The sequence below is a fragment of the Nonomuraea zeae genome (genome assembly GCF_005889725.1).
GTDB lineage: Bacteria > Actinomycetota > Actinomycetes > Streptosporangiales > Streptosporangiaceae > Nonomuraea > Nonomuraea zeae.
In genome coordinates this window covers 1-21,201 of record NZ_VCKX01000225.1, presented here as the reverse complement: position 1 = coordinate 21,201, position 21,201 = coordinate 1, and the positions used below count along the sequence as shown (strand labels likewise).

At 70.2% G+C, this 21,201-nt stretch carries 19 protein-coding genes; 12 read left to right on the top strand and 7 right to left on the bottom strand.

Annotated elements, in window-relative coordinates; all coding sequences use genetic code 11:
• Positions 1-965, bottom strand: a 965-nt coding sequence (locus ETD85_RS45185; protein ID WP_240779848.1) for an MFS transporter, incomplete at its 3' end; no start/stop codon positions are given.
• 82 nt (positions 966-1,047) lie between these two features.
• Between ETD85_RS45185 and ETD85_RS45180 the strand changes: the two genes are divergently transcribed.
• The 5 genes from ETD85_RS45180 (at position 1,048) to ETD85_RS45165 (ending at position 3,202) form a co-directional block, all read left to right on the top strand.
• Positions 1,048-1,809, top strand: coding sequence for an SDR family NAD(P)-dependent oxidoreductase (locus ETD85_RS45180; protein WP_138696014.1), 762 nt, complete (start codon positions 1,048-1,050; stop codon positions 1,807-1,809).
• A gap of 28 nt (positions 1,810-1,837) precedes the next feature.
• Positions 1,838-2,083 carry a type B 50S ribosomal protein L31 gene (locus tag ETD85_RS45175; protein WP_138696013.1) on the top strand — a complete coding sequence of 82 codons (246 nt, stop codon included), beginning with the start codon at positions 1,838-1,840 and terminating at the stop codon, positions 2,081-2,083.
• Positions 2,084-2,086: 3 nt separating this feature from the next.
• Positions 2,087-2,614 carry a DUF1152 domain-containing protein gene (locus tag ETD85_RS45170; protein WP_206059278.1) on the top strand — a complete coding sequence of 176 codons (528 nt, stop codon included), beginning with the start codon at positions 2,087-2,089 and terminating at the stop codon, positions 2,612-2,614.
• Complete coding sequence (locus tag ETD85_RS65075; RefSeq protein ID WP_206059277.1) at positions 2,611-2,865, top strand: hypothetical protein; 255 nt, start codon at positions 2,611-2,613, stop codon at positions 2,863-2,865. The genes ETD85_RS45170 and ETD85_RS65075 overlap by 4 nt, the downstream gene beginning before the upstream one ends.
• Positions 2,866-2,962: 97 nt before the next feature.
• Positions 2,963-3,202: a DUF3040 domain-containing protein gene (locus ETD85_RS45165; protein ID WP_138696012.1), complete on the top strand. Its 240-nt coding sequence runs from the start codon at positions 2,963-2,965 to the stop codon at positions 3,200-3,202.
• On the opposite strand, the gene ETD85_RS45160 is transcribed toward ETD85_RS45165, so the two are convergent.
• The 4 genes from ETD85_RS45160 to ETD85_RS45145 form a co-directional block, all read right to left on the bottom strand.
• Positions 3,173-3,439 carry a DUF6343 family protein gene (locus ETD85_RS45160; RefSeq protein ID WP_138696011.1) on the bottom strand — a complete coding sequence of 89 codons (267 nt, stop codon included), beginning with the start codon at positions 3,437-3,439 and terminating at the stop codon, positions 3,173-3,175. The genes ETD85_RS45165 and ETD85_RS45160 overlap by 30 nt on opposite strands.
• A 32-nt stretch (positions 3,440-3,471) precedes the next feature.
• Entirely contained in the window at positions 3,472-4,176 is a 705-nt protein-coding gene (locus tag ETD85_RS45155) for a maleylpyruvate isomerase family mycothiol-dependent enzyme (protein WP_138696010.1), read from the bottom strand.
• A 31-nt stretch (positions 4,177-4,207) separates the two neighbouring features.
• Complete coding sequence (locus tag ETD85_RS45150) at positions 4,208-4,915, bottom strand: DUF4344 domain-containing metallopeptidase (protein WP_138696009.1); 708 nt, start codon at positions 4,913-4,915, stop codon at positions 4,208-4,210.
• A gap of 140 nt (positions 4,916-5,055) precedes the next feature.
• Positions 5,056-5,760 carry a hypothetical protein gene (locus tag ETD85_RS45145; RefSeq protein WP_138696008.1) on the bottom strand — a complete coding sequence of 235 codons (705 nt, stop codon included), beginning with the start codon at positions 5,758-5,760 and terminating at the stop codon, positions 5,056-5,058.
• A gap of 225 nt (positions 5,761-5,985) precedes the next feature.
• Here ETD85_RS45145 and ETD85_RS45140 point away from each other — a divergent pair, with 225 nt between their 5' ends.
• Complete coding sequence (locus ETD85_RS45140; RefSeq protein WP_138696007.1) at positions 5,986-6,861, top strand: sugar kinase; 876 nt, start codon at positions 5,986-5,988, stop codon at positions 6,859-6,861.
• Between the two features lie 6 nt (positions 6,862-6,867).
• On the opposite strand, the gene ETD85_RS45135 is transcribed toward ETD85_RS45140, so the two are convergent.
• The gene (locus ETD85_RS45135; protein ID WP_138696006.1) at positions 6,868-10,137 is read right to left on the bottom strand and encodes a discoidin domain-containing protein; all 3,270 of its coding nucleotides are present in this window, start codon (positions 10,135-10,137) and stop codon (positions 6,868-6,870) included.
• Positions 10,138-10,375: 238 nt separating this feature from the next.
• Between ETD85_RS45135 and ETD85_RS45130 the strand changes: the two genes are divergently transcribed.
• The 5 genes from ETD85_RS45130 to ETD85_RS45110 all read left to right on the top strand — a co-directional run bounded on the left by ETD85_RS45130 (position 10,376) and on the right by ETD85_RS45110 (position 16,143).
• A complete protein-coding gene (locus tag ETD85_RS45130) occupies positions 10,376-11,365 on the top strand; it encodes a LacI family DNA-binding transcriptional regulator (protein ID WP_138696005.1) in 990 nt (329 codons plus the stop codon).
• Positions 11,366-11,471: 106 nt separating this feature from the next.
• Positions 11,472-12,824, top strand: a complete 1,353-nt coding sequence (locus ETD85_RS45125; protein WP_170247180.1) for an ABC transporter substrate-binding protein — start codon at positions 11,472-11,474, stop codon at positions 12,822-12,824.
• Between the two features lie 5 nt (positions 12,825-12,829).
• The gene (locus ETD85_RS45120; protein ID WP_138696003.1) at positions 12,830-13,696 is read left to right on the top strand and encodes a carbohydrate ABC transporter permease; all 867 of its coding nucleotides are present in this window, start codon (positions 12,830-12,832) and stop codon (positions 13,694-13,696) included.
• Positions 13,693-14,625: a carbohydrate ABC transporter permease gene (locus ETD85_RS45115; protein ID WP_240779847.1), complete on the top strand. Its 933-nt coding sequence runs from the start codon at positions 13,693-13,695 to the stop codon at positions 14,623-14,625. The genes ETD85_RS45120 and ETD85_RS45115 overlap by 4 nt, the downstream gene beginning before the upstream one ends.
• Positions 14,626-14,628: 3 nt before the next feature.
• Positions 14,629-16,143, top strand: a complete 1,515-nt coding sequence (locus tag ETD85_RS45110; RefSeq protein WP_138696002.1) for a glycoside hydrolase family 13 protein — start codon at positions 14,629-14,631, stop codon at positions 16,141-16,143.
• A gap of 6 nt (positions 16,144-16,149) precedes the next feature.
• On the opposite strand, the gene ETD85_RS45105 is transcribed toward ETD85_RS45110, so the two are convergent.
• Complete coding sequence (locus ETD85_RS45105) at positions 16,150-17,637, bottom strand: nitrilase-related carbon-nitrogen hydrolase (protein ID WP_138696001.1); 1,488 nt, start codon at positions 17,635-17,637, stop codon at positions 16,150-16,152.
• Positions 17,638-17,757: 120 nt separating this feature from the next.
• Here ETD85_RS45105 and ETD85_RS45100 point away from each other — a divergent pair.
• The coding region (locus ETD85_RS45100; RefSeq protein WP_138696000.1) for a tetratricopeptide repeat protein at positions 17,758-21,201 on the top strand (3,444 nt) is incomplete at its 3' end.

Here is a 21,201-nt window from a genome sequence, read left to right as displayed (position 1 = left end):
AACCCCAGCCCGAACAGCACCACGGCCACCACGGCCCCCGCCACGCTCCGCCCCACCAGCGGCAGCAGCACGGCGGCCAGTCCCTGCAGCCCGAACATGGCCGCGGTGATCAGGGAGACCCGCCACCGCGCCTGCAGCCCCGTCGTGACCAGCCGCCCGGTCACGGAGAGCACCCCGAGCAGCCCGGCCACCGCCGCGGCGAACACCGGCGGGTGCCCGAGCACGATCAGGTACGTGACCAGCAGCACCCCCATCACCGCCACCGCCCCCGTCTGGGTGAGGAAGGCGGCGGCGAGCAGCCAGAAGGGCCGCTCGCGCAGCGCCGTCCCGACGATCTCGCGCCGGTTCGCGTGCGGGGGCGCCCCACGGCCGCGCACGGCCAGGGCGTGCAGCGGCACGGTGGTCAGCGCGTACCCGGCGGCCAGGAGGACCAGCGCCTGCCGCCACCCGTACCGATCCACCAGGAACCCCGTCAGCGGCAGGAAGATGCTGGAGGCGAACCCCGCCACCACCGTCACCGCCAGCAGCGCCCGCGCCCGCCGAGCCGCGTCGAACCAGGCCACGATCACCGCGAACGCCGCCTCGTACAGCACCATCGCCGACGCCACGCCCAGCACGCCGCACACGAGGTACAGCTGCGCCACGGTACGCACCTGGGACCACGCCAGCACCGCGAGCGCGCCCACCACCGACCCCGCGGTCATCAGCCCGCGCCCGCCGTGCCGGTCGAGCCAGCGCCCGATGACCGGCGCCACCACCCCCGACACCAGCACGGCCAGCGTGATGGCCCCGGTGAGCTGCGCGACCCCGGCGTGCAGGTCCCTGGACATCGGCGGGATAAAGACCGAGAAAGCGTAATAGAGCACGCCGTATCCAGCGGTTTGCGTGATCGCGAGTGCGCCGATCATCCGGGTGGAGGACTTCGGGCCGGCATGGGCGATCACGATGGATTCGTTCCCGTTCACCACCCGTAAATACGGTGATAAAAGTCACGTAAGGTCCGGCGAGATCGGGAATCGCCGCTCCTGCCGCATTAGCGTCGAGGTCATGAGTGTTTCCTACGTGGTGACCGGTGGCGGACGTGGCATCGGCAGGGCCGTGGTCGAGCGGCTGCTCGGCGAGCAGGCCACCGTGGTCGCCGTCGAACGCGACGCCGCCGCCCTGGACTGGGCGGGCCCCAGGGTCGTCCCGCTGATCGGCGACGCGGCCGACGAGGAGGTCGCCGCCTGGGCCGCCGACCTGGCCCAGGAGTCGGCCCCGCTGGCGGGCTGGGTCAACAACGCCGCCGTGTTCCGCGACGCCTCCGTCCATTCCTCCCCCATCGCCGAGGTCAGGGCGCTGATCGCGGCGAATCTCGACCTGGCCGTCGTGGGCTGCGCCACCGCCGTACGCCACTTCCTCGCGGCCGGCACCCCCGGCGCCATCGTGAACATCACCTCGCACCAGGCCACCAGAGCGGTGCCAGGAAGCCTGCCCTACTCGACGTCGAAGGCCGCCGTCGAGGGCCTGACCAGGGCGCTGGCCGTGGAGTACGGCAGGCGCGGCGTCCGCGTCAACGCGGTGGCGCCGGGCTCGGTGGCCACCGAGCGGTACGAGTCGTTCCTGGCCGGTCAGGAGCCCGAGGCGGCCAGGGCCGTCGAGGACCAGCTGGCCGCGCTCCACCCGCTCGGCCGCGTCGCCAGCCCCGCCGAGGTGGCCTCCGTCGTGGCCCACCTCCTGTCCGACGACGCCGCGTTCGTCAACGGCGCGACGATCCCCGTGGACGGCGGCCGTACGGTGCTCGGACTCGATCCCGAAGCCAGGGAATGAAAACCGTTGTCACTTGGTTGGAGGGGACATGCGAAAGAACCTGCACCCCGCGTACCGTCCGGTCGTCTTCCGCGACCCGAGCGCCGAGTACGCCTTCCTCACCCGCTCGACCGCGACCAGCGACAAGACGGTGGAGTGGTCGGACGGCAGGACTTACCCGGTCATCGACGTGGACGTGTCGTCCGCCAGCCATCCCTTCTACACCGGCCGCGGCCGCATCGTGGACTCCGCCGGCCGCGTCGAGCGCTTCAGGCAGCGCTATAGCAAGATGTGACGCATGCTCGACTCGCCCCTGTCCGCCCGCCTCGAGACGTCCCAGCGGATCCTCGTGGCCGGCGCGGGCGGGGGCTTCGACGTGTACGCCGGGCTCCCGCTCGCCCTGGCCCTGCGCGAGCGCGGCAAGGAGGTCCACCTGGCGAACCTGTCGTTCAGCCGCCTCGACGCCCTCGACCTCGACGTCTGGCAGGCCGCGAACCTCGCCGTGATCGGCCCGGACACCCCTTCACCCGACTGGTACTTCCCCGAGCGCACGCTGGCCCGCTGGCTCGCCGCGCAGGGCGGGCCGTCCACCGTGTACGCCTTCCCCAAGGTCGGCGTCCAGCCGCTCAGGGCCGCCTACGCCGAGCTGGCCGACCGCCTGGCCCTCGACGCGATCGTGCTGGTGGACGGCGGCACCGACATCTTGCTGCGCGGTGACGAGGCGGGTCTCGGCACCCCGGTCGAGGACATGGCGAGCCTGGCCGCGGTCCACGGCCTCGACGTGCCCATGCCCGCGCCGAGACGCCCGGCTACCCCAGCATCGTGAACGGCTCGATCGCGGCGGCGGTCCGCGGCGAGTTCGGCGACGTGCGTTTCACCGACCGGACGCGGGGCAGCGAGCTGTTCGTCAATCCGCTGATGGCCATCTATTTCGCCGTGGACCTCGGTGCGCTGGCCAGACGCTCGCTCTATCTTGACCGGATCGAGGACACCGTGCTGGCCCGCCAGATCGCGGCCGTCATCGCGGCGTACAGGGACGAAGTGGACCCGCGCCCGCCCAAGGCGTTCCCGCATTAGGAGCTCCTGGTGAAGGTCCTCTGACTCCGCGGCGGGCATGCCGGGTGTGCCGCGTGGGTAAAGACTGGTCACCGGCGTGAGAGCAATGGTGATGGCGATGAGTCTCTCTGGAAGGGAACGCCGCATACTCGCTGAAATCGAGCAGGCCCTTGAGCGCGAGGATCCTGACCTGGCCAAGCGCGTCGCGGCGATCAACAAAATCGAGTCGGACGGCGACGGCTTCCCGCAGGCGTACGGAGACCGTCTCCGGATGTGGGCCCTGGCCCACGTCTGGGTGATCTTCTCGATCGGCGCGGTGGTGATCGTCCTACTGCTGCTCGCGGTCCTGACGACCTGAGCCCGGTGACCGGCGGTGCCGCAGCACCAGCAGATCCACGGTGGCGATGACGGCCACGGCGGCCGCGATCGCCGCCTCCCAGCGCCAGACCTCCGCACCGGTGCTCATAGCCCGCACGGCGAAGAACACCGCCGCCACCACGCCCAGGACCAGCGCGATCAGAGACAGGATCCGCCGGGCGCGCAACGGGCTCCGCGCGTTCACCGGCTCCGTGCCCTCACGGTTGCGCAGCCACATGATCGGCCTCCCTCCGGGCCGGGTACGCAGGCTCAGGCCAGGCACCTCAGGGCCGAGACGATGCGCGGGTCGACGTCGTGGGAGCCGGGCAGCCGCCCCACCGTGGCCTCCACGAACTCGGGGTACGACAGCGCCGCGCTGACCCCGTCCACGGCCACCCAGATCTGCTCGGCCGTCTGCTCGACCTGCACCTTGGCCTCCTGCTCGGCCAGCACGAACCGACCGACGGCCACCCGCCACAGCGTCCTGTCCTCCTCTTCCTTCTCGGACACGGGCGCGCCGACGTCGTCGGCGTGGGTGGCGTACTCGGAGTCGTAGTGGAAGGCCTGCCGGCCCACGGGGTACGGCCCGGCCATGGTGTCCAGCGTCCCGTCGCGCCCGAGCGCGCGCATGCGCCGCCGCGTCTCGCCGTTCTCGGTGCGCCACTCCTCCAGGACCTCTTCGACGGGCCGGTCCCTGCGCTGCCGCACGGACCACTCGTTGAAGTCGTTGAACCCGGTCACGCCCTCGGTGGCCAGCCGGTCCAGCAGCTCGTGGACGGTCCCGTCGAGGCAGGCGTGGTTGTACAGCTCCTCGCCGGCCAGATGGCCCAGCACGTCGCGGACCGACCAGCCGTCGCAGCGCGACGGCCGCTCCCAGCCGGCCTCGTCGAGGCCGGTGAAGAACCGGTCGAGCCGGGCCGCCTCGGTGTCGAAGATGTCGAACGGGTCGAAGTCTCTGAGCAGGTCCTCAGCCATACTCCGGACGGTACCCCTTACGTGCCGACTATCACGGCCGTGCAACGGCCATGGACCCGATGGTGGACTTGACCCGGTCGTACTCGCCCGCGCAGGCGGGCGCCCGCTCGGCGGGAACCCAGCCGCCCTGGGCGATCCGGGCGTGCCGGGCCGGGTCGGAGCCGTACAGCAGGCAGGCGAACGTGGCCGACTCGTCCGGTCCTGAGAGGTGGTCGATGCCGGCGTGCCCGGCGAGCAGGTGGCGGGCCTCGGGGGCGGGCACCACGTGCGCGGGCGCGTCGGCGGCGAGCGTCAGCGCCGCGAACTGGTCGGCCTGAGCGTGACTGTCGCCCAGCCCGTTCATCGCGCTCAGGGCGTGGCCGAGCTGGTGGTGGAAGAGGACGGCCAGCGCGCCTTCCGTGCGCGCCTTCGTGGTGCGGGCGTCGGCCTCCTCGGTCTCGGCGATGCCCGTCATCGTGCGGCGCACCTTGTCCACCAGCGAGTAGCAGATGGTGATCCGGCGCTTGCCGCCGTCCCAGCGCGCGTCGGCCTCGTCGCAGTCCCGCGCGACCACCTTGACCGGTTTGGGAAGCCTGATCCGGGTCTTCAGCGCGCCGCTGTCCTTCAGCAGCTTTCTGGCCTGCTCGGCGCGCGGTGAGTCGGGGCGCTCATAACGTACTGACAGCTCAGGCGCGGGCGCCGCCCCCAGCGTGCTCGTCGTCATGCTCAGCAGGACGAGGGCGATCACGGGGTGCGGCATGCGAGCTCCTTCGGGGGTCGATCAACGCAATGGGACTGTCCCTGCGGCGATTGCGTGATCGATAAACCTCGGAGGAGGTAAAGAATCCGGGAAAGCCGGAGGCCCGGCCCCATGCGGGACCGGGCCTCAAGCGGGATGGATCAGCGACGCCACCAGGAGCCATAGACCCGCACGTAGTCCGTGCGGCTCTTGGCACCGTCGAGCTCGTCGCTACCGTTGTAGACGGCCCTGAACGTGCCGCTCTTGTAGGCGCGCGTCTTGGCGCTGAACTTGCCGCCCCACTTGGTCTTGGCGGTGGCGACCCACTTCCAGGCGCTCGAGCCGTTGGCGCGGTAGTAGACGCTCACGCGCTCGCCGCGGACGCCCTCCCAGCCTTCGTCATCGACCTGGAGACGACCGGAGAAGTAGATCGACTTGCCCTTGCGGACCTTGTACGGGTCAGCGGAGAAGCGCGAGATGCGGGTCTCGGCCTTGCCCTTCTGGATGTCGACCGCGAAGAACGAGGAGTCCTTGGCGATCTCCTTGCCGGCGGCGTCGAACGCGACGGCAGTCGCGCGCCACTTGCCGGCCGGGTCGTTCTCGTTGAAGCCGATGGCGAAACGCCAGCCCTCAAGGTCCTTGACGTCCTTGGTCCGCATGGTGCGGAAGCCGGCGTCCTCGGGGGCCACGCTGAGCTCGACCTTCTTGACGTCGGAGCTGGCCCCGATGTCGAAGTACGCGGTCGTCTCGGCGCCGGCCTTCACGACGACCGGGTTCGGCGAGATGTCGCGGATCTTGAGCTGCGTGTCGACCTTGGTGGCGGCCGAGGCTGCGCCCGCGCCCGACACCAGCATGGCTCCGCCCACAAGAGCGGAAAGGATACCTACTGCGATCTTTTTCATGAGGGTGCTGATTCCTCTCCCCGTATTGACTCCGAGCCGGTCCCGGGGTGACCGGCCCTCACTACTACTTTGAGCCATCAGATGGGGAAAAGGTTCGCTAAAGTTACGAGAAATATTTGATCACGGTCTTAACCAGGGCTTACGCGCCAAAATCCGTTTTGGGCGACTTGACCCACTACAGTCTGGCTCATGACCGACGTCTACACGTTAGGCGAGCCGTTGGGGGTCGTCGCCAGCGGCCGGGTTCGCCATGAGAACGACGCCAGGCTCGACGTCTGCGGACCCGAGCTGACCTTGGCGATCGGCCTGGCCAGACTCGGGCACCGGGCCGCGTATCTGGGCAAGGTGGGCGACGACGAGCTCGGGGCCAGGGCGCTGACCGTGCTCAGGGGTGAGGGCGTCGACGTCGAGGACATGCGGGTGGCCGAAGGGCTGCCCACCGGGCTGATCCTCAGAGAGACGCGCGTGGGGCGCGAGCTCAAGGTCACGCACTACCGCACCGCCTCCGCGGGCTCGCGGCTCGCGCCGGGCAACGTCCCGATCGACCGGATCGCCGCCGCGAAGATGCTGCACGTGACCGGCATCACGGCCGGTCTCGGCCGGGACGCCCAGGACGCCGTGCGGGCCGCCGTGAGCGCGGCCAGGAACGCCGACGTGATGATCTCCTTCTCCGTCGAGTACGTCCCCGATCTGTGGCCGTCGGTCCGCGAGGCCGAGGAGGTGCTGGGCGAGCTGGCCTGCGACTCGCACCTGCTCTTCCTCAGGCAGGACGAGCTGGACCTGGTCAAGCCCGCGCTCACGCCGGAGCGCGAGGTGGTGGTGGACCGCGGCGCGAAGGGCGCGAGCGTGCGCGCGGACCGGATGCGTTACGACGTGTCCGGCTGGCAGGTCCCCGTCGTGGACACGGCGGGGGCGGGCGAGGCGTTCGCGGCCGGCTACATCAGCGCGGCCCTCGACGGCCTCACCCCCCAGGAACGCCTGCACCGCGGGGCGCTGCTGAGCGCCGCCGCGGTGACCAGCGTCAGTGACTGGCAGGGCCTGCCCACCAGATCCGAGCTGCAGTAGAGGGGTCTAGTTGACGGTCAGGGTGAAGGTCGAGGTCGTGTTCTTGATGTTCTGGTAGTTGTTGCTGAGCCTGAGCCCGTTGATCGTGGCCGACCCGACGGCCGGGCCCTGGCCGGGCTCGGGCAGCTCGTTCACCCAGATGCCGAACCCGGACTTGGCGTCGAAGGCGTCGCCGCTCTTCTGCGCCCCGCTGATCGACACGTTCGTGAAGATCGTGTCCTTGATCGGGTACAGCGGGGTCGTCGGGCTCGAGTAGCTGGTCTGGAACATGATCCCGCTGTACGTCGGGTCCACGATGTCCAGGTTGCTGACCCGGATGCCCTGGAACACCTTGGAGGCGGAGAAGATCCACATCGCCGGGAACGTCTGCTGTCCCCAGAAGTGACCGCCCGCCCTGACCAGCGAGATGTTGTCGAACGTGGTGGGCGGGCTGGCGCCGAACCCGTGCATCGGGATCCCGAAGTCCAGGGAGCTGATCGTGACGCCCGAGTACACCAGCGTGTCGGCCACGTAGATGTTCCTGAAGGTGTTGTCGTAGCCGCCGTACACGGCCAGGCCGGCGGCTCGCCAGGTCAGCAGCGAGGTCAGGTTCTCGAAGACGTTGCCGGTCTGCTCGCCGGAGTTGTTGTCGATGGCCGAGAACAGCGCGAAGCTGTCGTCGCCCGTGGACCTGGTCTCGATGTTGGTGACGTGGTTGCCGGTGCTGCCGTTGGTCATGTTCAGGCCGTCGGCGAACACGTTGCGGATCCGCGAGTTCCTGATCGTCATGTTGTCGGTGTTGGTGCCCCACAGCATGCAGATCTGGTGCTCGGCCCAGATGTTGTCGATCGTCATGTTGGCCACGTTCGAGAGGTCGAAGACCTTGCCGGGGCCGTCGATGCGCTCGGTGTAGTTGCCGAAGTAGGCGAAGTTCGCGAACGTCGAGCCGTTGGCCGTGGCGTCCGCGCGGAAGCCGACGTCGGTGTTCGACTGGCCCGAGGGGGAGCGGAACCTGGTGAACCAGGGGCCCGCGCCGAGCACCTTGATCGCCTTGCCGTACACCTGGAACTTGCTGGACGTCTGGTACTCGCCGGGAGGCAGGTAGACGCCGGTCAGGTTGGCGTCCATGCGGGCCCTGTCCAGCGCGTTCTGCACGTCCTGGTGGGAGAAGCCGGCCGGTACGGCGTACTTCGCCGGGTCGGGGTTGGCGATCTGCGTGGCCTGCTCGAAGTCCACGAGGTCGATGGCGTAGGTGTGGGCGTTGGCCGCGTCCTTCTGCAGCCGGATCTTGCTGCCCGCCCTGACCGTGGTGCCGAGCGGCAGGTTCGCCTCGTCGTAGATGTGGCGGGGCGGCCCTGAGCCCGGGTTGTTGTTCGGGCCGGCCTCGGCGCCGTACAGCCAGGCGTAGCGGGAGGTCAGGTTGATGGCCTTGAGGAACGTGCCGTCCACGTAGACGTTCAGCGTGGAGTCGATCCCGCCGCCGCCCACCGCGTCCGGCATCGAGAAGCGGGTGACCAGGGTGTTCGTGTCCGCCCTGGTGGTGAACTCGACGTAGGCGCCGGTCTGGTTCAGCGTGACCGCGCGCCGTCCCGACGCCTCGCCGGCGATCGTGCCGATGTCCCTGCTCGGGCCGACGCGGGCCGCGCCGCCGCCGATCACGGCGTCCTCGGCCTCGTACGTGTCGTACGGCATGTTCGCGCCGCGCCCCACGAACAGCGGCAGCTCGCTGGTGTTGTTGGCGCGCTTGACCGGCAGCTCGTTGGCGTCGTCGGCGAGCACGGTCCTGATGGTGTACTTGCCGTTGGCGGCCGTCCACGTGCCGAGTCCGACCGGGCTCGTGGTGGCGCCGGGCGCGATCGCGCCGCTCGCCGAGCCGGTCAGCGTCCGCACCACCGTGCCGGAGTCGTTGAGCACGGTGAGCGTGATGCCGTGGGAGCCGCTGGAGGCGGCCACGGTGCCCTGGTTCCTGATCGCGACCGAGAAGGTCATGGTGTTGCCCGCGGCCGGGTTGCCCGGCGTCCAGGCGACGGGGGAGGCGATCAGGTCGGCCGTGTCGACCGGCTTCACGGTCAGGGTGCCGGTGGCGCTGTTGTTCGCCTCGTTGAGCTCGATGACCTTGTTGTCCTCGTCCACCTTGGCGGTGAGCTGGTACGTGCCGGCGTCCCTGGCGCCGATGTTCGCGGACACGGTGGCCGACGCCCCCGCGGCCAGCGCGCCGACGGCGGCACTGCCGACCTTGGTCGTGCCGGCGTAGAAGTTGACGGAGGTCGCGGCCGAGCCGGCGGTCCCGGCGTTGCGGACCGTGGCCGACAGCGTCACCGCGTCGGTCTCGACCGGCGCGGCCGGCGCGGAGGTCAGGCCCGGCACGGTCAGGTCGGGGTTGGCCGACGGGGCGCCGAAGATCTGGAACTCGGCGATCTGGCCCCCGGGTGCTCCGGAGTTGGCGGTGATCTGCACCCGCACGTCGGCGGCCCTGCCGGTCACGGGGATGGTGACGGTGTTGCCGGTGGCCGGGTCGAAGGTGTAGGTCGCGGAGGCCACCAGGCTGGTGAAGCCGGTCGCGCTCTGCTCGCGGCCGAGGATCTGCAGCGTCTGGGTGCGGCGGGCCCAGGCCGCGTCGGGGTTGAGCTTGAGCGTGACGGAGCTCAGGTCGGCGTTGCCGCCGAGCTGGACCGTGAGCTGGCCGGGGTAGGCGGCGCCTTCCCAGTAGGTCTGCACATTGTTGTCGTTGGCGTTGGCGGCGACGTAGGTGTGGGTGTGCGAGGACTCGGTGATGGGCTTGCCGAGCGCGAGGTTGGTGCCGGGCGGCGGCGGGTTGTCGCCGGCGCTGCCCCAGACCTCGAACTCGGACAGCTGCCCGGCCGGCCAGCCGGTGTTGGCGGTGATCTGCAGCCGGACGTAGCGCGTGGTGGTCGCGGCGAAGGTGATGGTCGCGGCCGGGTTGAAGGTGTAGGTGGCCGAGGCGACCAGCGTGCTGAAGGACGAGCCGTTGGCGCTGGACTGCACGGTCAGCGTCTGGGTGCGGCTGGGCCAGCCGGTGGGCAGCTTGAGCACGAGCTTGTTGACGCTCGCGCTGGTGCCGAGGTCGACCTGGACCCATTGGGGGAAGGCGTTGTTGGCGGACTCCCAGTAGGTGGCCTGGTTGCCGTCGGTCACGTTGGCGGCAGGGTAGACGTCGTTGACGCTGCTCGCGGTGGCGGTCTTGCCCGCGGCGAGGTTCGTGTCGGCCATCGCGTACGCGGCGGGCGCGACCAGTAATCCGAGTATCAACGCAAGGGCGGCAAAGAGTGCTCTCATGGGGGTGGCCCTTCGGGTAAGGCGGATGGCCGAACCATAGGATGTCGAGCAGATAGCCGCAATATTTCGACGAGATTTCGCAAACATTTGACTGACAGAAGTCGCGCCGTGCGGTCTTTAGGTGCTGGTCAGAGAGCGGGAACCGGCAGGAAGTCCGCCATGGGCGCGGTGCAAGGCGCGACGTCCGATCTACGTAAGCCATTGCAAGCGCTTGCGCTCAAGGCCGTATAGTTTGCGCATGACACGACGACTCGCAGAGGTGGCCAAGAAGGTCGGGGTGAGCGAGGCGACCGTGAGCCGCGTGCTCAACGGCAAGCCGGGGGTCTCCGACGCGACCCGCGAGGCGGTGCTGACCGCGCTGGACGTGCTCGGCTACGAACGCCCCACCCAGTTGCGCGGCGACCGGGCCCGGCTGGTCGGCCTGGTGCTCCCCGAGCTGCAGAACCCGATCTTCCCCGCCTTCGCGGAGGTGGTCGGCGGCGCCCTGGCCCAGCAGGGGTTCACCTCGGTGCTGTGCACCAGGACGGTGGGCGGCGTCTCCGAGGCGGACTACGTGGATCTGCTGCTCCAGCAGCAGGTCAGCGGCGTGGTCTTCGCCGGCGGCCTCTACGCGCAGGCCGACGCCTCCCATGGGCACTACGAGCTGCTGCACGAGCGCAAGCTGCCGACCGTCCTGGTCAACGCCGCCGTCCAGCACCTCGACTTCCCGCAGGTGTCGTGTGACGACGTGGTGGCGGCGGAGATGGCGCTGGCCCATCTGCGCGCGCTCGGCCACGAGCGGGTCGGCATGGTGCTCGGGCCGAAGGACCACATGCCCTCGCGGCGCAAGCTGGAGACGTTCCAGGCGGAGGGCGGCGACCCCGAGCTGGTCGAGCACACCATGTTCTCGCTCGAAGGCGGGCACGCGGCCGCCGCCAGGCTGGTCAAGCGCGGGGTGACCGGCGTCATCTGCGCCAGCGACCTGCTCGCGCTCGGCACGGTCAGGGCCGCCCGCCGTGCCGGGCTCTCCGTGCCGGCCGACATCTCGGTCATCGGTTTCGACGACTCCGCGCTGATGAACTGCACCGAGCCGCCGCTGACGACCGTCCGCCAGCCGATCGACGCCATGGGCAGGGCGGCGGTGGATCTCCTGGTCGCGCAGATCGACAAGGCGGTCGTGCCGGCGGACGAGCTGCTGTTCGAGCCGGAGCTGGTGGTCAGGGCCTCCACCGCCCGGGCGCAGGGGTGACGGGGGGTCGTAACGTAGTCGTTATCTTGCAATAGGTCGTCGAAATATTGCGCACTTCGGTTGGCGATCCTATGGTGTGGGCACCTCGCATCAGAAGGGTCAGACCATGCAGAGATCCACGGGACTCTTGCTCGTAACCGTGCTCGGGCTCACGGCCACGGCTTGCGGCTCGAACGAGCCGGCCACCCCATCCGCCGGCGGTGGCGCCAAGGCCGTGACGATCACGGTGGCCTGCCAGCCTGCCAAGTCCGCGCCGAAGGAGCGGCAGGCCTGGGACGACGACGTGGCCGCGTTCATGAAGGCGCACCCCGGCGTGACGGTGAAGAGCACGGACCAGCAGCCGTGCTTCGACCCGAAGACCTTCGGTCCCAAGCTGGCGGGCGGCCAGATGGAGACGGCCTTCGTGGTCCCCGTGACCAACTACAACGACGTGATCTCCAAGGGCCAGGCGCTGGACATCACGCAGAGCACCGGCGTCATCAAGAACTGGAACGACCTGCGCGCCGACCACAAGGAGCTGGTCACCAAGGACGGCAAGGTCTACGGCGTGCCGAACGTCCACTACAGCGTCGGCCTGGTCTACAACCGCGCCCTGTTCACCAAAGCGGGGCTCGACCCCGACAACCCGCCCAAGACCTGGACCGAGGTCCGCGAGGCGGCCAAGAAGATCGCCGCCATCGGCCCGGGCTACGTCGGCTACGGCGAGTACTCCGGCGGCAACACCGGCGGCTGGCACTTCACCCAGGCCATCTACGGCCGCGGCGGCAGCATCCTGACCGACGACGGCAAGAAGGCCGCGTTCAACTCCCCCGAGGGCAAGGCCGTGCTGCAGAACCTGCACGACATGCGCTGGGTGGACAACAGCATGGGCAGCAAGCTCCTGGTCGGCTGGGAGTCGCTCATGGTCGCCATGGGCAGCGGCAAGGTCGGCATGATGCTCGGCGCGCCCGACGTGGTCACCGACGTGGTCAACAAGTTCAAGGGCAACGTGGCCGACTACGGCATCACCGGCCTCCCCGAGGCCAAGGCCTCCCTGAGCGGCGGCGAAGCCTTCATGATCAACCCGAAGGCCACGCCCGAGGAGGCGAAGGCCGCGCTGGAGTGGGTCGACTTCCGCTTCAACACCGTCGGCAAGGGCCGCTTCGACTTCGCCCGCGGCAAGAGCATCGGCAACCCCGTGGGCGTGCCGGACAACGCCGTCTTCGGTGACTCGCCCACCGGCCAGGCCATCCAGGCCGACCGCGTGAAGAACGCCTCGCTGCCGGTTTCGAACTACGAGCTCTACGTCCAGGCGGCCGGCACGGTCCCGCCGAAGGCCGAGCCGGTGCACGCGCAGGAGCTGTACGCCATCCTCGACGTCGCGATGTCGGGCATCCTGAGCCGCAAGGAAGCCAGCCCCGACCAGCTCCTGACGGACGCCGAGACCAAGGCCAACTCGATGTTGGCGGCCAAGGGCTGACCTGAATGCAGATCTTGAGGCGCAATCTGACGGCCTACGGGTTCTTGTGCGCGGCGCTGTTCTGCTTCACGGTGTTCGCCTGGTATCCGATGGTCAGGGAGTTCATCCTGAGCTTCCAGAAGACCGACTTGATCACTGAGCCGATCTGGGTGGGCCTGGACAACTTCGTGACCGCGTTCCAGGACCCCGCCTTCGGCGAGGCCTGGCTCAACACCCTGGAGTTCACGCTCCTCGCGCTGCTGTGCGGCTACGCCGTGCCGTTCGTCGTCGCGCTCGTGCTGAACGAGCTGCGCCACGCCCGGGCCTACCTGCGGTTCGTGGTCTACCTGCCGGTCATGCTGCCGCCGATCGTCGCGGTGCTGCTGTTCAGGTGGTTCTACGATCCGGGGCCCGGGCTGTTCAACCAGGTGCTCGACGTCCTCGGCCTGCCGCCGCTGGCCTGGCTCGACAGCTCCTCCACCGCGCTGATCTCACTGGTCATCGTCTCGACCTGGATGAACATGGGCAGCGCGACCCTGATCTACCTGGCCGCGCTGCAGAACATCCCGCCCGAGCTGTACGAGGCGGCTGAGCTTGACGGAGCCGGCATCTTCAAGCGGATCAGGCACGTCACGATCCCGCAGACGCGGCTGATCCTGCTGCTCATGCTGATGCTGCAGATCGTGGCGACCATGCAGGTGTTCATCGAGCCGTACATGCTCACCGGCGGCGGCCCGGAGAACTCCACGGTCACGGTCGCGTACCTGATGTTCCAGAACGCGTTCACGCTGCAGGACTACGGCTCGGCAGGCGCGCTCGGCATGATGCTCATGATCGTGCTGCTCGTCTTCGCGGCCTTCCAGCTCCGGCTGACCAGGGAGGACAAGGCGTGATCTCCGTCGGAGCCCGGGCTGCCACCGGGCGGAAGCGGGGCAGGAAGAGGTCGCCGAAGCCGATCGAGGTGCAGTTCCGCACGATCGTCTCCCCTCACCAGCTCAACAGCAGATGGGGCCGGCGGATCTACTGGCTCGTGCTGGTCTCGGTCCTGGTCCTCTTCACGCTGGCGTTCGTCTTCCCGCTTTACTGGATGGTCACCGGCGCGCTCAAGACACCGGAAGAGCTCGCGCAGATGCCGCCGACGTTCGTGCCGGCCGATCCGACGCCGGACGCCTTCTTCGAGGCGTGGGACCTGTTCGACATCGGCACGCTGCTGGCGAACACCGGCTACTACGCGCTCGGCGGCTGGATCGTCTGCATGGCCGTGGACGTCTCGGCGGCGTACGCGCTGTCGAAGCTGCGGCCGATGTTCGGCAACGTCATCCTCGGCATGATGCTGGCGACGCTGATGATCCCGGCGATGGTCGTGCTGATCCCGCTGTACGTCACGGTGGTGGACCTGGGCCTGCTCAACAACCCGTGGGCGCTGTGGCTGCCCGCGGCGGCCAACGGCTTCAACATCTTCCTGCTCAAGCGGTTCTTCGACTCGATCCCCCGGGAGCTGATCGAGGCCGCGGAGATCGACGGGGCCGGGCCGGTGCGGATCCTGCGCTCGCTGATCCTGCCGATCTCCAGGCCGATCCTGGGCGTGGTGTCCATCTTCACGATCGTCACCTCGTTCAAGGACTTCGTCTGGCCGCTGCTCGTCATGACCGACAGCGACAAGATGACGATCAGCGTCGGCCTGTCGCAGACGGCCGGGGCCGTCACCCAGAACCAGGTCATGGGCGGGCTGCTGATCACCAGCATCCCCATGATCATCGTTTTCTTCATCTTCCAACGGCACATCATGGCGGGACTCACCGCCGGAAGCATTAAGGGATAGCGCATGTCGCAAACGTGGTGGCGGGGGGCCGCGATCTACCAGGTCTACCTGCGTAGCTTCGCCGACGGGAACGGCGACGGCGTGGGCGACCTCGCCGGCCTGCGCTCTCGCCTGCCGTACCTGAAGGATCTCGGGATCGGCGCCATCTGGCTCAACCCGTGGTATCCGTCGCCGATGGCCGACGGCGGCTACGACGTGGCCGACTACCGGGACATCGAGCCGGTCTTCGGCACGCTCGCGGAGGCGGAGAAGTTCATCTCCGAGGCGCACGAGCTGGACATCAAGGTCATCATCGACGTGGTGCCGAACCACAGCTCCACGGAGAGCGCCTGGTTCAAGGAGGCGCTGGCCGATCCCTCGGCTCGCGGCCGGTTCTGGTTCGCCGACGAGCCGCTCAACGACTGGCAGTCCATCTTCGGCGGCTCGGCCTGGACCCAGGTGCCCGACGGGCAGTGGTACCTGCACCTGTTCGCCCCCGAACAGCCGGACTTCAACTGGACGAACCCGGAGGTCCACCAGGAGTTCGAGAACGTGCTGCGCTTCTGGCTCGACCGGGGCGTGGACGGCGTCCGCATCGACTCCGCCGCCCTGCTGATCAAGTCGGACACCGGTTACGAAGACCTCGACGAGGTCCATGACGTCTACCGCCGGTGGCGCGAGGTGGCCGACGAGTATGGCGAGCGCGTCCTGATCGGGGAGGTCTGGCTTCCCGATCAGGAGCGTTTCGCCCGCTACCTGCGGCCCGACGAGCTGCACACGGCCTTCAACTTCGACTTCCTGTCCTGCCCCTGGGACCCGGCGGAGCTGCGCAAGGTCATCGACCTGACCCTCGCCACCCACACGCCCATCGGCGCCCCGCCCACCTGGGTGCTGTCGAACCACGACGTGACCAGGCCGGTCACCCGCTACGGCCGGGCGGACACCTCGTTCGCCCACGGCGGCGCCCTGCACGGCAGCCCGTCCGACCTGGAGCTCGGCTACCGCCGGGCGCGGGCGGCGGCCCTGCTGGCCATGGCGCTGCCCGGCTCGGTCTACGTCTACCAGGGGGAGGAGCTGGGCCTGCCCGAGGTGGAGGACCTGCCCGACGACCTGCGCCAGGACCCGATGTACGCCAGGTCGGGCGGCACGAACCCGGGCAGGGACGGCTGCCGCATCCCGCTGCCGTGGTCGGGCGAGGAGCCCCCGTACGGCTTCGGCGCGGGCACTCCGTGGCTGCCGCAGCCGGAGAGCTGGCGCAAGCTGACCGTGGAGGCGCAGCGGACGGACCTGGGCTCCATGCTCAACCTCTACCGCACGGGCCTCGGCCTGCGCAGGGAGCTGCTCGGAGACGGCACGCTGGCCTGGCTCGACCTCGGCCCCGACGTGCTGGCCTTCACCAGGGACTCGGGCCTGACCTGCGTGACCAACCTGGGCGCCGGCCCGGTGCCGCTGCCTCCGGGCGAGGTGGCGCTGGCCAGCGGCCAGCTGGAGGACGGCCTCCTGCCCTCCGACACCACGGTGTGGCTGACAGCGAGCTGACGGCTCTCACGCCCCGAGCGGACTCCGCGCCGCTCGGGGCTCGTCCACCGTCCGGCCGGGACCGGGCCGCGGCCTCCTTCGCAGGAGCGGGAGCAGCCCGGCCACGGCCAGGGCCACGCACACCCACCCGAACCAGTCGCCGAAGCGCGCGTAGAGCGTGCCGCCCGGCCCGGCGGGAACGTCGGCCACGGCGACGACGAACGGCGCCCTGGTGCCTTCCGTGTCGGTCCCCGCGAGCACCCGCCCCCACGGGTCGGAGATCATCGGCGTGCCCCACTGCGCCGCCCACGCCACCGTGAAGCCGCTCTCCACCCCGCGCAGCAGGCCCATGCGGCTGTGCTGCCACCCGTTGCCGAACTCGTCGGCCGCCGGCACGGCCAGCAACCGCGTCCCGGCCTGCCCGTAGCCCCTGCTGGGCATGGCGAAGTTGAGATCCATGCAGTTGGCCAGCCCGACGCGGTCCTCGTGACCCCGGGCGAAGACGAGCTCCGTACCCCTCTTGAACGGTACGTCAGGGGAGAGGTGCCACTTCGTGTAGAAGACAGGCGCGGACCCGTCGGCGGGAAGCTGGACGGAGTAGTTGTACTTCACGGCCGGCGTCGTGTGGACGACCCCGACCACCACGTCGATGCCCCGCCCGCGCCCGGCCGCCGCCAGCGGCCCCACCACCGACCGCAGGCTGCTCTCGTCGGTCCCGAACGTGCCCTCGGGCAGCACCGCCGTCCGCACCCCCGCGGGCAGTGCCGCGATCTGCCCGGCGTAGGCCGCGACCAGGGACTGCCCGCCCGCGCTCGCCGCGTCGGGCGCCCACTGGTAGCGGGTGGCCGAGAGCACCGCCACCCGCTGCGCGGGATCGCCCCCGGGCGCACCGGCCAGCCGCCAGGCCCCGAAGCCCAGCGTGAGGGCGCAGATCACCGCGGCCACCACCCCGGTACGCAGCCGCGCCCGGCCGGCGACCCCCGCCGACAGCAGCGCCGCGACGGCGGCCGGCACCAGCAGGACGACGAACTCCACTCCCCACGCCCCCGTCACCGACGCGATCTGGGTGACGACCGGCACCTCGGCCTGGTTCGTGGCGAACGGCCAGATGATCCCGGACGGGTTGAACAGCGTGTTGAGGTGCATTGCCCCGACCCAGGCGGCCGGTGCCGCGCATGCCCCCAGGAGCGGCCACCCCCGCCGCACCAGCGCCCGGAACAGCAGCGTCACGGCGGCGAACAGCAGCGAGCTGCCCACCAGGATCAGCAGCCCGATCGGCCGCGGCACCGACGGGGTCCGCCAGAAGAACTCGAACTGGCTCGCCTGCCCCAGCAGGTAGGCCAGAAAGCTGCCGATGAACGCCGCCCGGCCGCTCACGCGCACCGCGGCCCACAGCACCGGCAGCGGCGCGACCCAGGTCAGCGCCGGGATCGGCGACAAGCCGGTGCCGAAGTAGAACAGCACGGCCGAGGCGATCGGTGCGGCCACCTTTTCCCATGATTCTCCCCGTTTCATGTATACACCGTAAACAGCCGTTGTTTACGGTGTCAACCTGATGGTTCCTGGAGACTTCCGCGCAAAAGCCGCGCCGTTTGTCTAGCCTGGAGCCGGGGCCTGGGCAAGGCGGGTGGGTCGATGATCGATCGGCTGCTGGTGGACATCGGTGACGACGACCTGGTGTCCCTGTCGGTGTGGCTGGCCGGTGAGCAGCTCCCCGAGCGCGTCGGGGAGCCGGTCGAGCTGGCCTGGCCGCTGGATGATGAGGCGCTGGAGGATCTGCGCTGGTATCTGGAGGACTATCTGCGTTATCCCTACGCGGTGTATTCCGACAGGGGCTCGGATATCGCCGAGCGACTGCCAGACTGGGGCAAAAGCCTTTTCTTTGCGATATTCGGATCTGCGGCGGCGCGGGCCGCCTACGCCGCCGTGCGGGCCAGGGGTAACGCGGTGGAGCTGGTGTTCCAGTCGGCGTCGCCCCGGCGGCTGGGGCTGCCGTGGGAGCTGATGGTCGATCCCGACCGCGACCTGCCCATCGCCCTCGACCGGGTCGCCGTCACCAGGAGCCTGCCGGTACGTGACCTGGCCGGGTCGTTCCCCGCCGCCGGGACGCGGCTGCGCGTGCTGATGGTGATCTCCCGCCCGGCCGGCCGGCGGGACGTGGCGTACCGGATGATCGCCCGGCCCCTCCTGCGGCGGCTGGAGGCGGTGCGGGGGAACGTCGACCTCGTCGTGCTGCGGCCGCCCACCCTGGATCGCCTCCGTCAGGTGCTGACCGAGGCGGCCGAGGCGGGCGAGCCGTTCCAGGTGGTGCACTTCGACGGGCACGGCGTCTTCGGCGAGGAGCGAGCGCCTGCGAGCCCGCTCAGGTACGCGGGGCCCGGACCGCGCGGCATGCTCGTGTTCGAGCGGGCGGACGGCGGGCCGGACCGGGTCCCCGCCGAGAAGGTCGCCCAGGTGCTGTCGGCCGGCCGGGTGCCGGTGGCGGTCCTGAACGCCTGCCGGTCCGGCCAGGTCGGCGCCGAGGTGGAGGCGGCGGTCGCCACCCGGCTGGTGCAGGGCGGGGCGGCGTCGGTGGTGGCGATGGCCTACAGCGTGTACGCGGTCGCCGCGGCCGAGTTCATGGCGGCCTTCTACGAGCGGCTGTTCGCCGGGGACCGGATCGCCGACGCGGTCACCGCCGGCCGCGCCCGCCTGGCCCTGCGCGACGAACGGCCGAGCCCCAAGGGGAGCCTGCCGCTGGCCGACTGGGTGGTGCCCGTGCACTACTCACGGCGCGACATCCGCTTCCCTGGCCTGCGGACCGAGCGCAGCGGGGCCTCGCTGAACACCCTGCTCGACCGGCTGCGCGCCGCGCCGGACGGGGACGCCGAGACGGGCGCGGACCTGGCGCCGGTCGGGACGTTCGTCGGTCGCGACGACCTGTTCTACGCGCTGGAGTCGGCGGCCCGGCTGCAACGCGTGGTGATCCTGCACGGGCCGGGCGGCACGGGGAAGACCGAGCTGGCCAAGGCGTTCGGCCGCTGGTGGCGCGACACGGGCGGCGTCGGGCGGCCGGACTGGGTGATCTGGCACTCGTACGAGCCGGGCGTCGCGTCCTTCAGCCTGGACGGGGTGGTCAACGCCGTCGGCCGGCGGGTGTTCGGCACGGACTTCGTGCTCAACGAGCCCGCCGAGCGGGCGCGCATCGTCCGGCGGCTGCTGGCGGAGCAGCGGTTGCTGCTGATCTGGGACAACTTCGAGTCCGTACGCACCCTGCCCGGCGCCGCCGCCCCCGGCGAGGGCAAGCTGGATGAGCTGAAGGACTTCCTGGCCCGAATCGCCCGGTCGGGAAAGAGCTCGGTGCTGATCACCAGCCGCACCGGCGAGGACTGGCTCGGCGACCTGCGCCGGATCGAGGTGGGCGGGCTGAGCCCGGAAGAGGCCGTCGACCACGCCGAGCAGCTCCTCAGCCCCTTCCCGCGGGCCCGGCCGCGGCGCGGGATGCCGAGGTTCGCCGAGCTGATGGAGTGGCTGGACGGGCATCCGCTGAGCATGCGCCTGATCCTGCCGCACCTGGACACGACCGACGCCGGCGTCCTGCTGTCGGCGCTGCGCGGCACGATCCCCCTGCCCGGAGGGGACGGCGGCGATCGCACGACGTCGCTCCGGGCCTGCGTCGCCTACTCGTTCACGCATCTGTCCGCCTCGGACCGGCGGGCCCTGGTCGCGGTCGCGCTCTTCCACGGCGTCGTCAGCGCGAGCATCCTGGGGGCGCTGTCGCTGGCCGAAGACGCCCCGGAGCGATTCAGGGGCCTGAGCGGCGAGGACTGGGACGAGGCGCTGTCCAGGGCCGCCGCCATCGGGCTGCTCTCGAAGCTGCCCAGCCGGATGTACCGCCTCCATCCGGCTCTGCCCGCCTACCTGATCGGGGAATGGCGCGCCGGCGGACCTGACGCCTTCGACGCGGAGCACGCCGCCACCGTCCGCGCGTTCCTGGACGCCTGCGCCGCCTACGCCTCGTGGCTGGAGGACGAGCTGGCCGGCCGCGACGCGGGGTGGGCGGCGGCCCTGATCGACCTGCACCAGCGCACGCTGCACGCCATGCTCGGCCACGCGCTGGACCGGGGGCTGTGGGAGCAGGCCCGGAACATCACCCAGCCGTTCGTGAAGTACTGGGACATACGCGGGCTGGCCGAGGAGGCGAGAGGGTGGTGCGACCGGGCCCGTCTCGCCTTGGGCACACCTGACGGCGGAATGGAGCAGCCCGCGGTGAAGTACTGGTTGCTCGCCGTCGCGACCGAAGCCAACTGGCAGCTCAGAGCGGGCGAGCTGGACGTGGCCCGGCGGACCTACCTCGATCTCCTCGAGTTCCTCGACCGGCAGCCCGGCAGCGACGCGCGTCGCGACTACCAATCCGTCGCCTACCACCAGCTCGGGGTGGTCGCCCGCGAGCAGGAGCGCTGGGCGGAGGCCGAGCAGTGGTACCGGAAAGCCACCGAGAACACTGCGAAGCAGGGCGACCCGTACAACCTGGCGCTGGGCTACCAGGAGCTCGGGGCCCTCGCCGTCGCGCGTGAGTGCTGGGAGGAGGCCGAGCGATGGCTGAACCAGGCCCGCGTCATCCACGAGAGCGCCGGAGAGCGGCGTCAGGTGGGAGTCACCTACCACGGGCTCGGGGTCATCGCCGAGATACGCGAACGGCTGGATGAGGCCGAGGAGTGGCTCGGCAAGGCCATCACCGTGTTCGAGGCGATCGGCGACCGGCGGGACGCGTCAGCCTGCTATCACCACCTCGGCATCGTGGCCCAGAGGCGCGGCCGGCCGGCGGCGGCCGAGGAGCTGCTGGGCAGGTCGCTGGCGCTTGAGGAGGAGCTCGGCAACCGGCCCGGCCTGGCCGGTGCCTACGGCCAGCTCGGGCTCGTGGCCATCGATCGCGGCCGTCCGGTCGAAGCCCTGGCCTGGCTCGTCAGGTGTGTCGCGGTCTTCGAGGAGTTCCCGCATCCGGCGACCACCCCGGGCCCCGCACTGCTCAAGGCTCTCACCCAGGCACTCGGGCTGCCGGAGCTCGAGAAGGCCTGGCAGGCGGCCACCGGCCACCCC

Bases quoted from the DNA above. Each gene is read 5' to 3' on its own strand.
- ETD85_RS45180 (WP_138696014.1), top strand. From the start codon at position 1,048: ATGAGTGTTTCCTACGTGGTGACCGGTGGCGGACGTGGCATCGGCAGG.
- ETD85_RS45175 (WP_138696013.1), top strand. From the start codon at position 1,838: ATGCGAAAGAACCTGCACCCCGCGTACCGTCCGGTCGTCTTCCGCGAC.
- ETD85_RS45170 (WP_206059278.1), top strand. From the start codon at position 2,087: ATGCTCGACTCGCCCCTGTCCGCCCGCCTCGAGACGTCCCAGCGGATC.
- ETD85_RS45165 (WP_138696012.1), top strand. From the start codon at position 2,963: ATGAGTCTCTCTGGAAGGGAACGCCGCATACTCGCTGAAATCGAGCAG.
- ETD85_RS45160 (WP_138696011.1), bottom strand. From the start codon at position 3,439: ATGTGGCTGCGCAACCGTGAGGGCACGGAGCCGGTGAACGCGCGGAGC.
- ETD85_RS45155 (WP_138696010.1), bottom strand. From the start codon at position 4,176: ATGGCTGAGGACCTGCTCAGAGACTTCGACCCGTTCGACATCTTCGAC.
- ETD85_RS45150 (WP_138696009.1), bottom strand. From the start codon at position 4,915: ATGCCGCACCCCGTGATCGCCCTCGTCCTGCTGAGCATGACGACGAGC.
- ETD85_RS45140 (WP_138696007.1), top strand. From the start codon at position 5,986: ATGACCGACGTCTACACGTTAGGCGAGCCGTTGGGGGTCGTCGCCAGC.
- ETD85_RS45135 (WP_138696006.1), bottom strand. From the start codon at position 10,137: ATGAGAGCACTCTTTGCCGCCCTTGCGTTGATACTCGGATTACTGGTC.
- ETD85_RS45130 (WP_138696005.1), top strand. From the start codon at position 10,376: ATGACACGACGACTCGCAGAGGTGGCCAAGAAGGTCGGGGTGAGCGAG.
- ETD85_RS45125 (WP_170247180.1), top strand. From the start codon at position 11,472: ATGCAGAGATCCACGGGACTCTTGCTCGTAACCGTGCTCGGGCTCACG.
- ETD85_RS45120 (WP_138696003.1), top strand. From the start codon at position 12,830: ATGCAGATCTTGAGGCGCAATCTGACGGCCTACGGGTTCTTGTGCGCG.
- ETD85_RS45110 (WP_138696002.1), top strand. From the start codon at position 14,629: ATGTCGCAAACGTGGTGGCGGGGGGCCGCGATCTACCAGGTCTACCTG.
- ETD85_RS45105 (WP_138696001.1), bottom strand. From the start codon at position 17,637: ATGAAACGGGGAGAATCATGGGAAAAGGTGGCCGCACCGATCGCCTCG.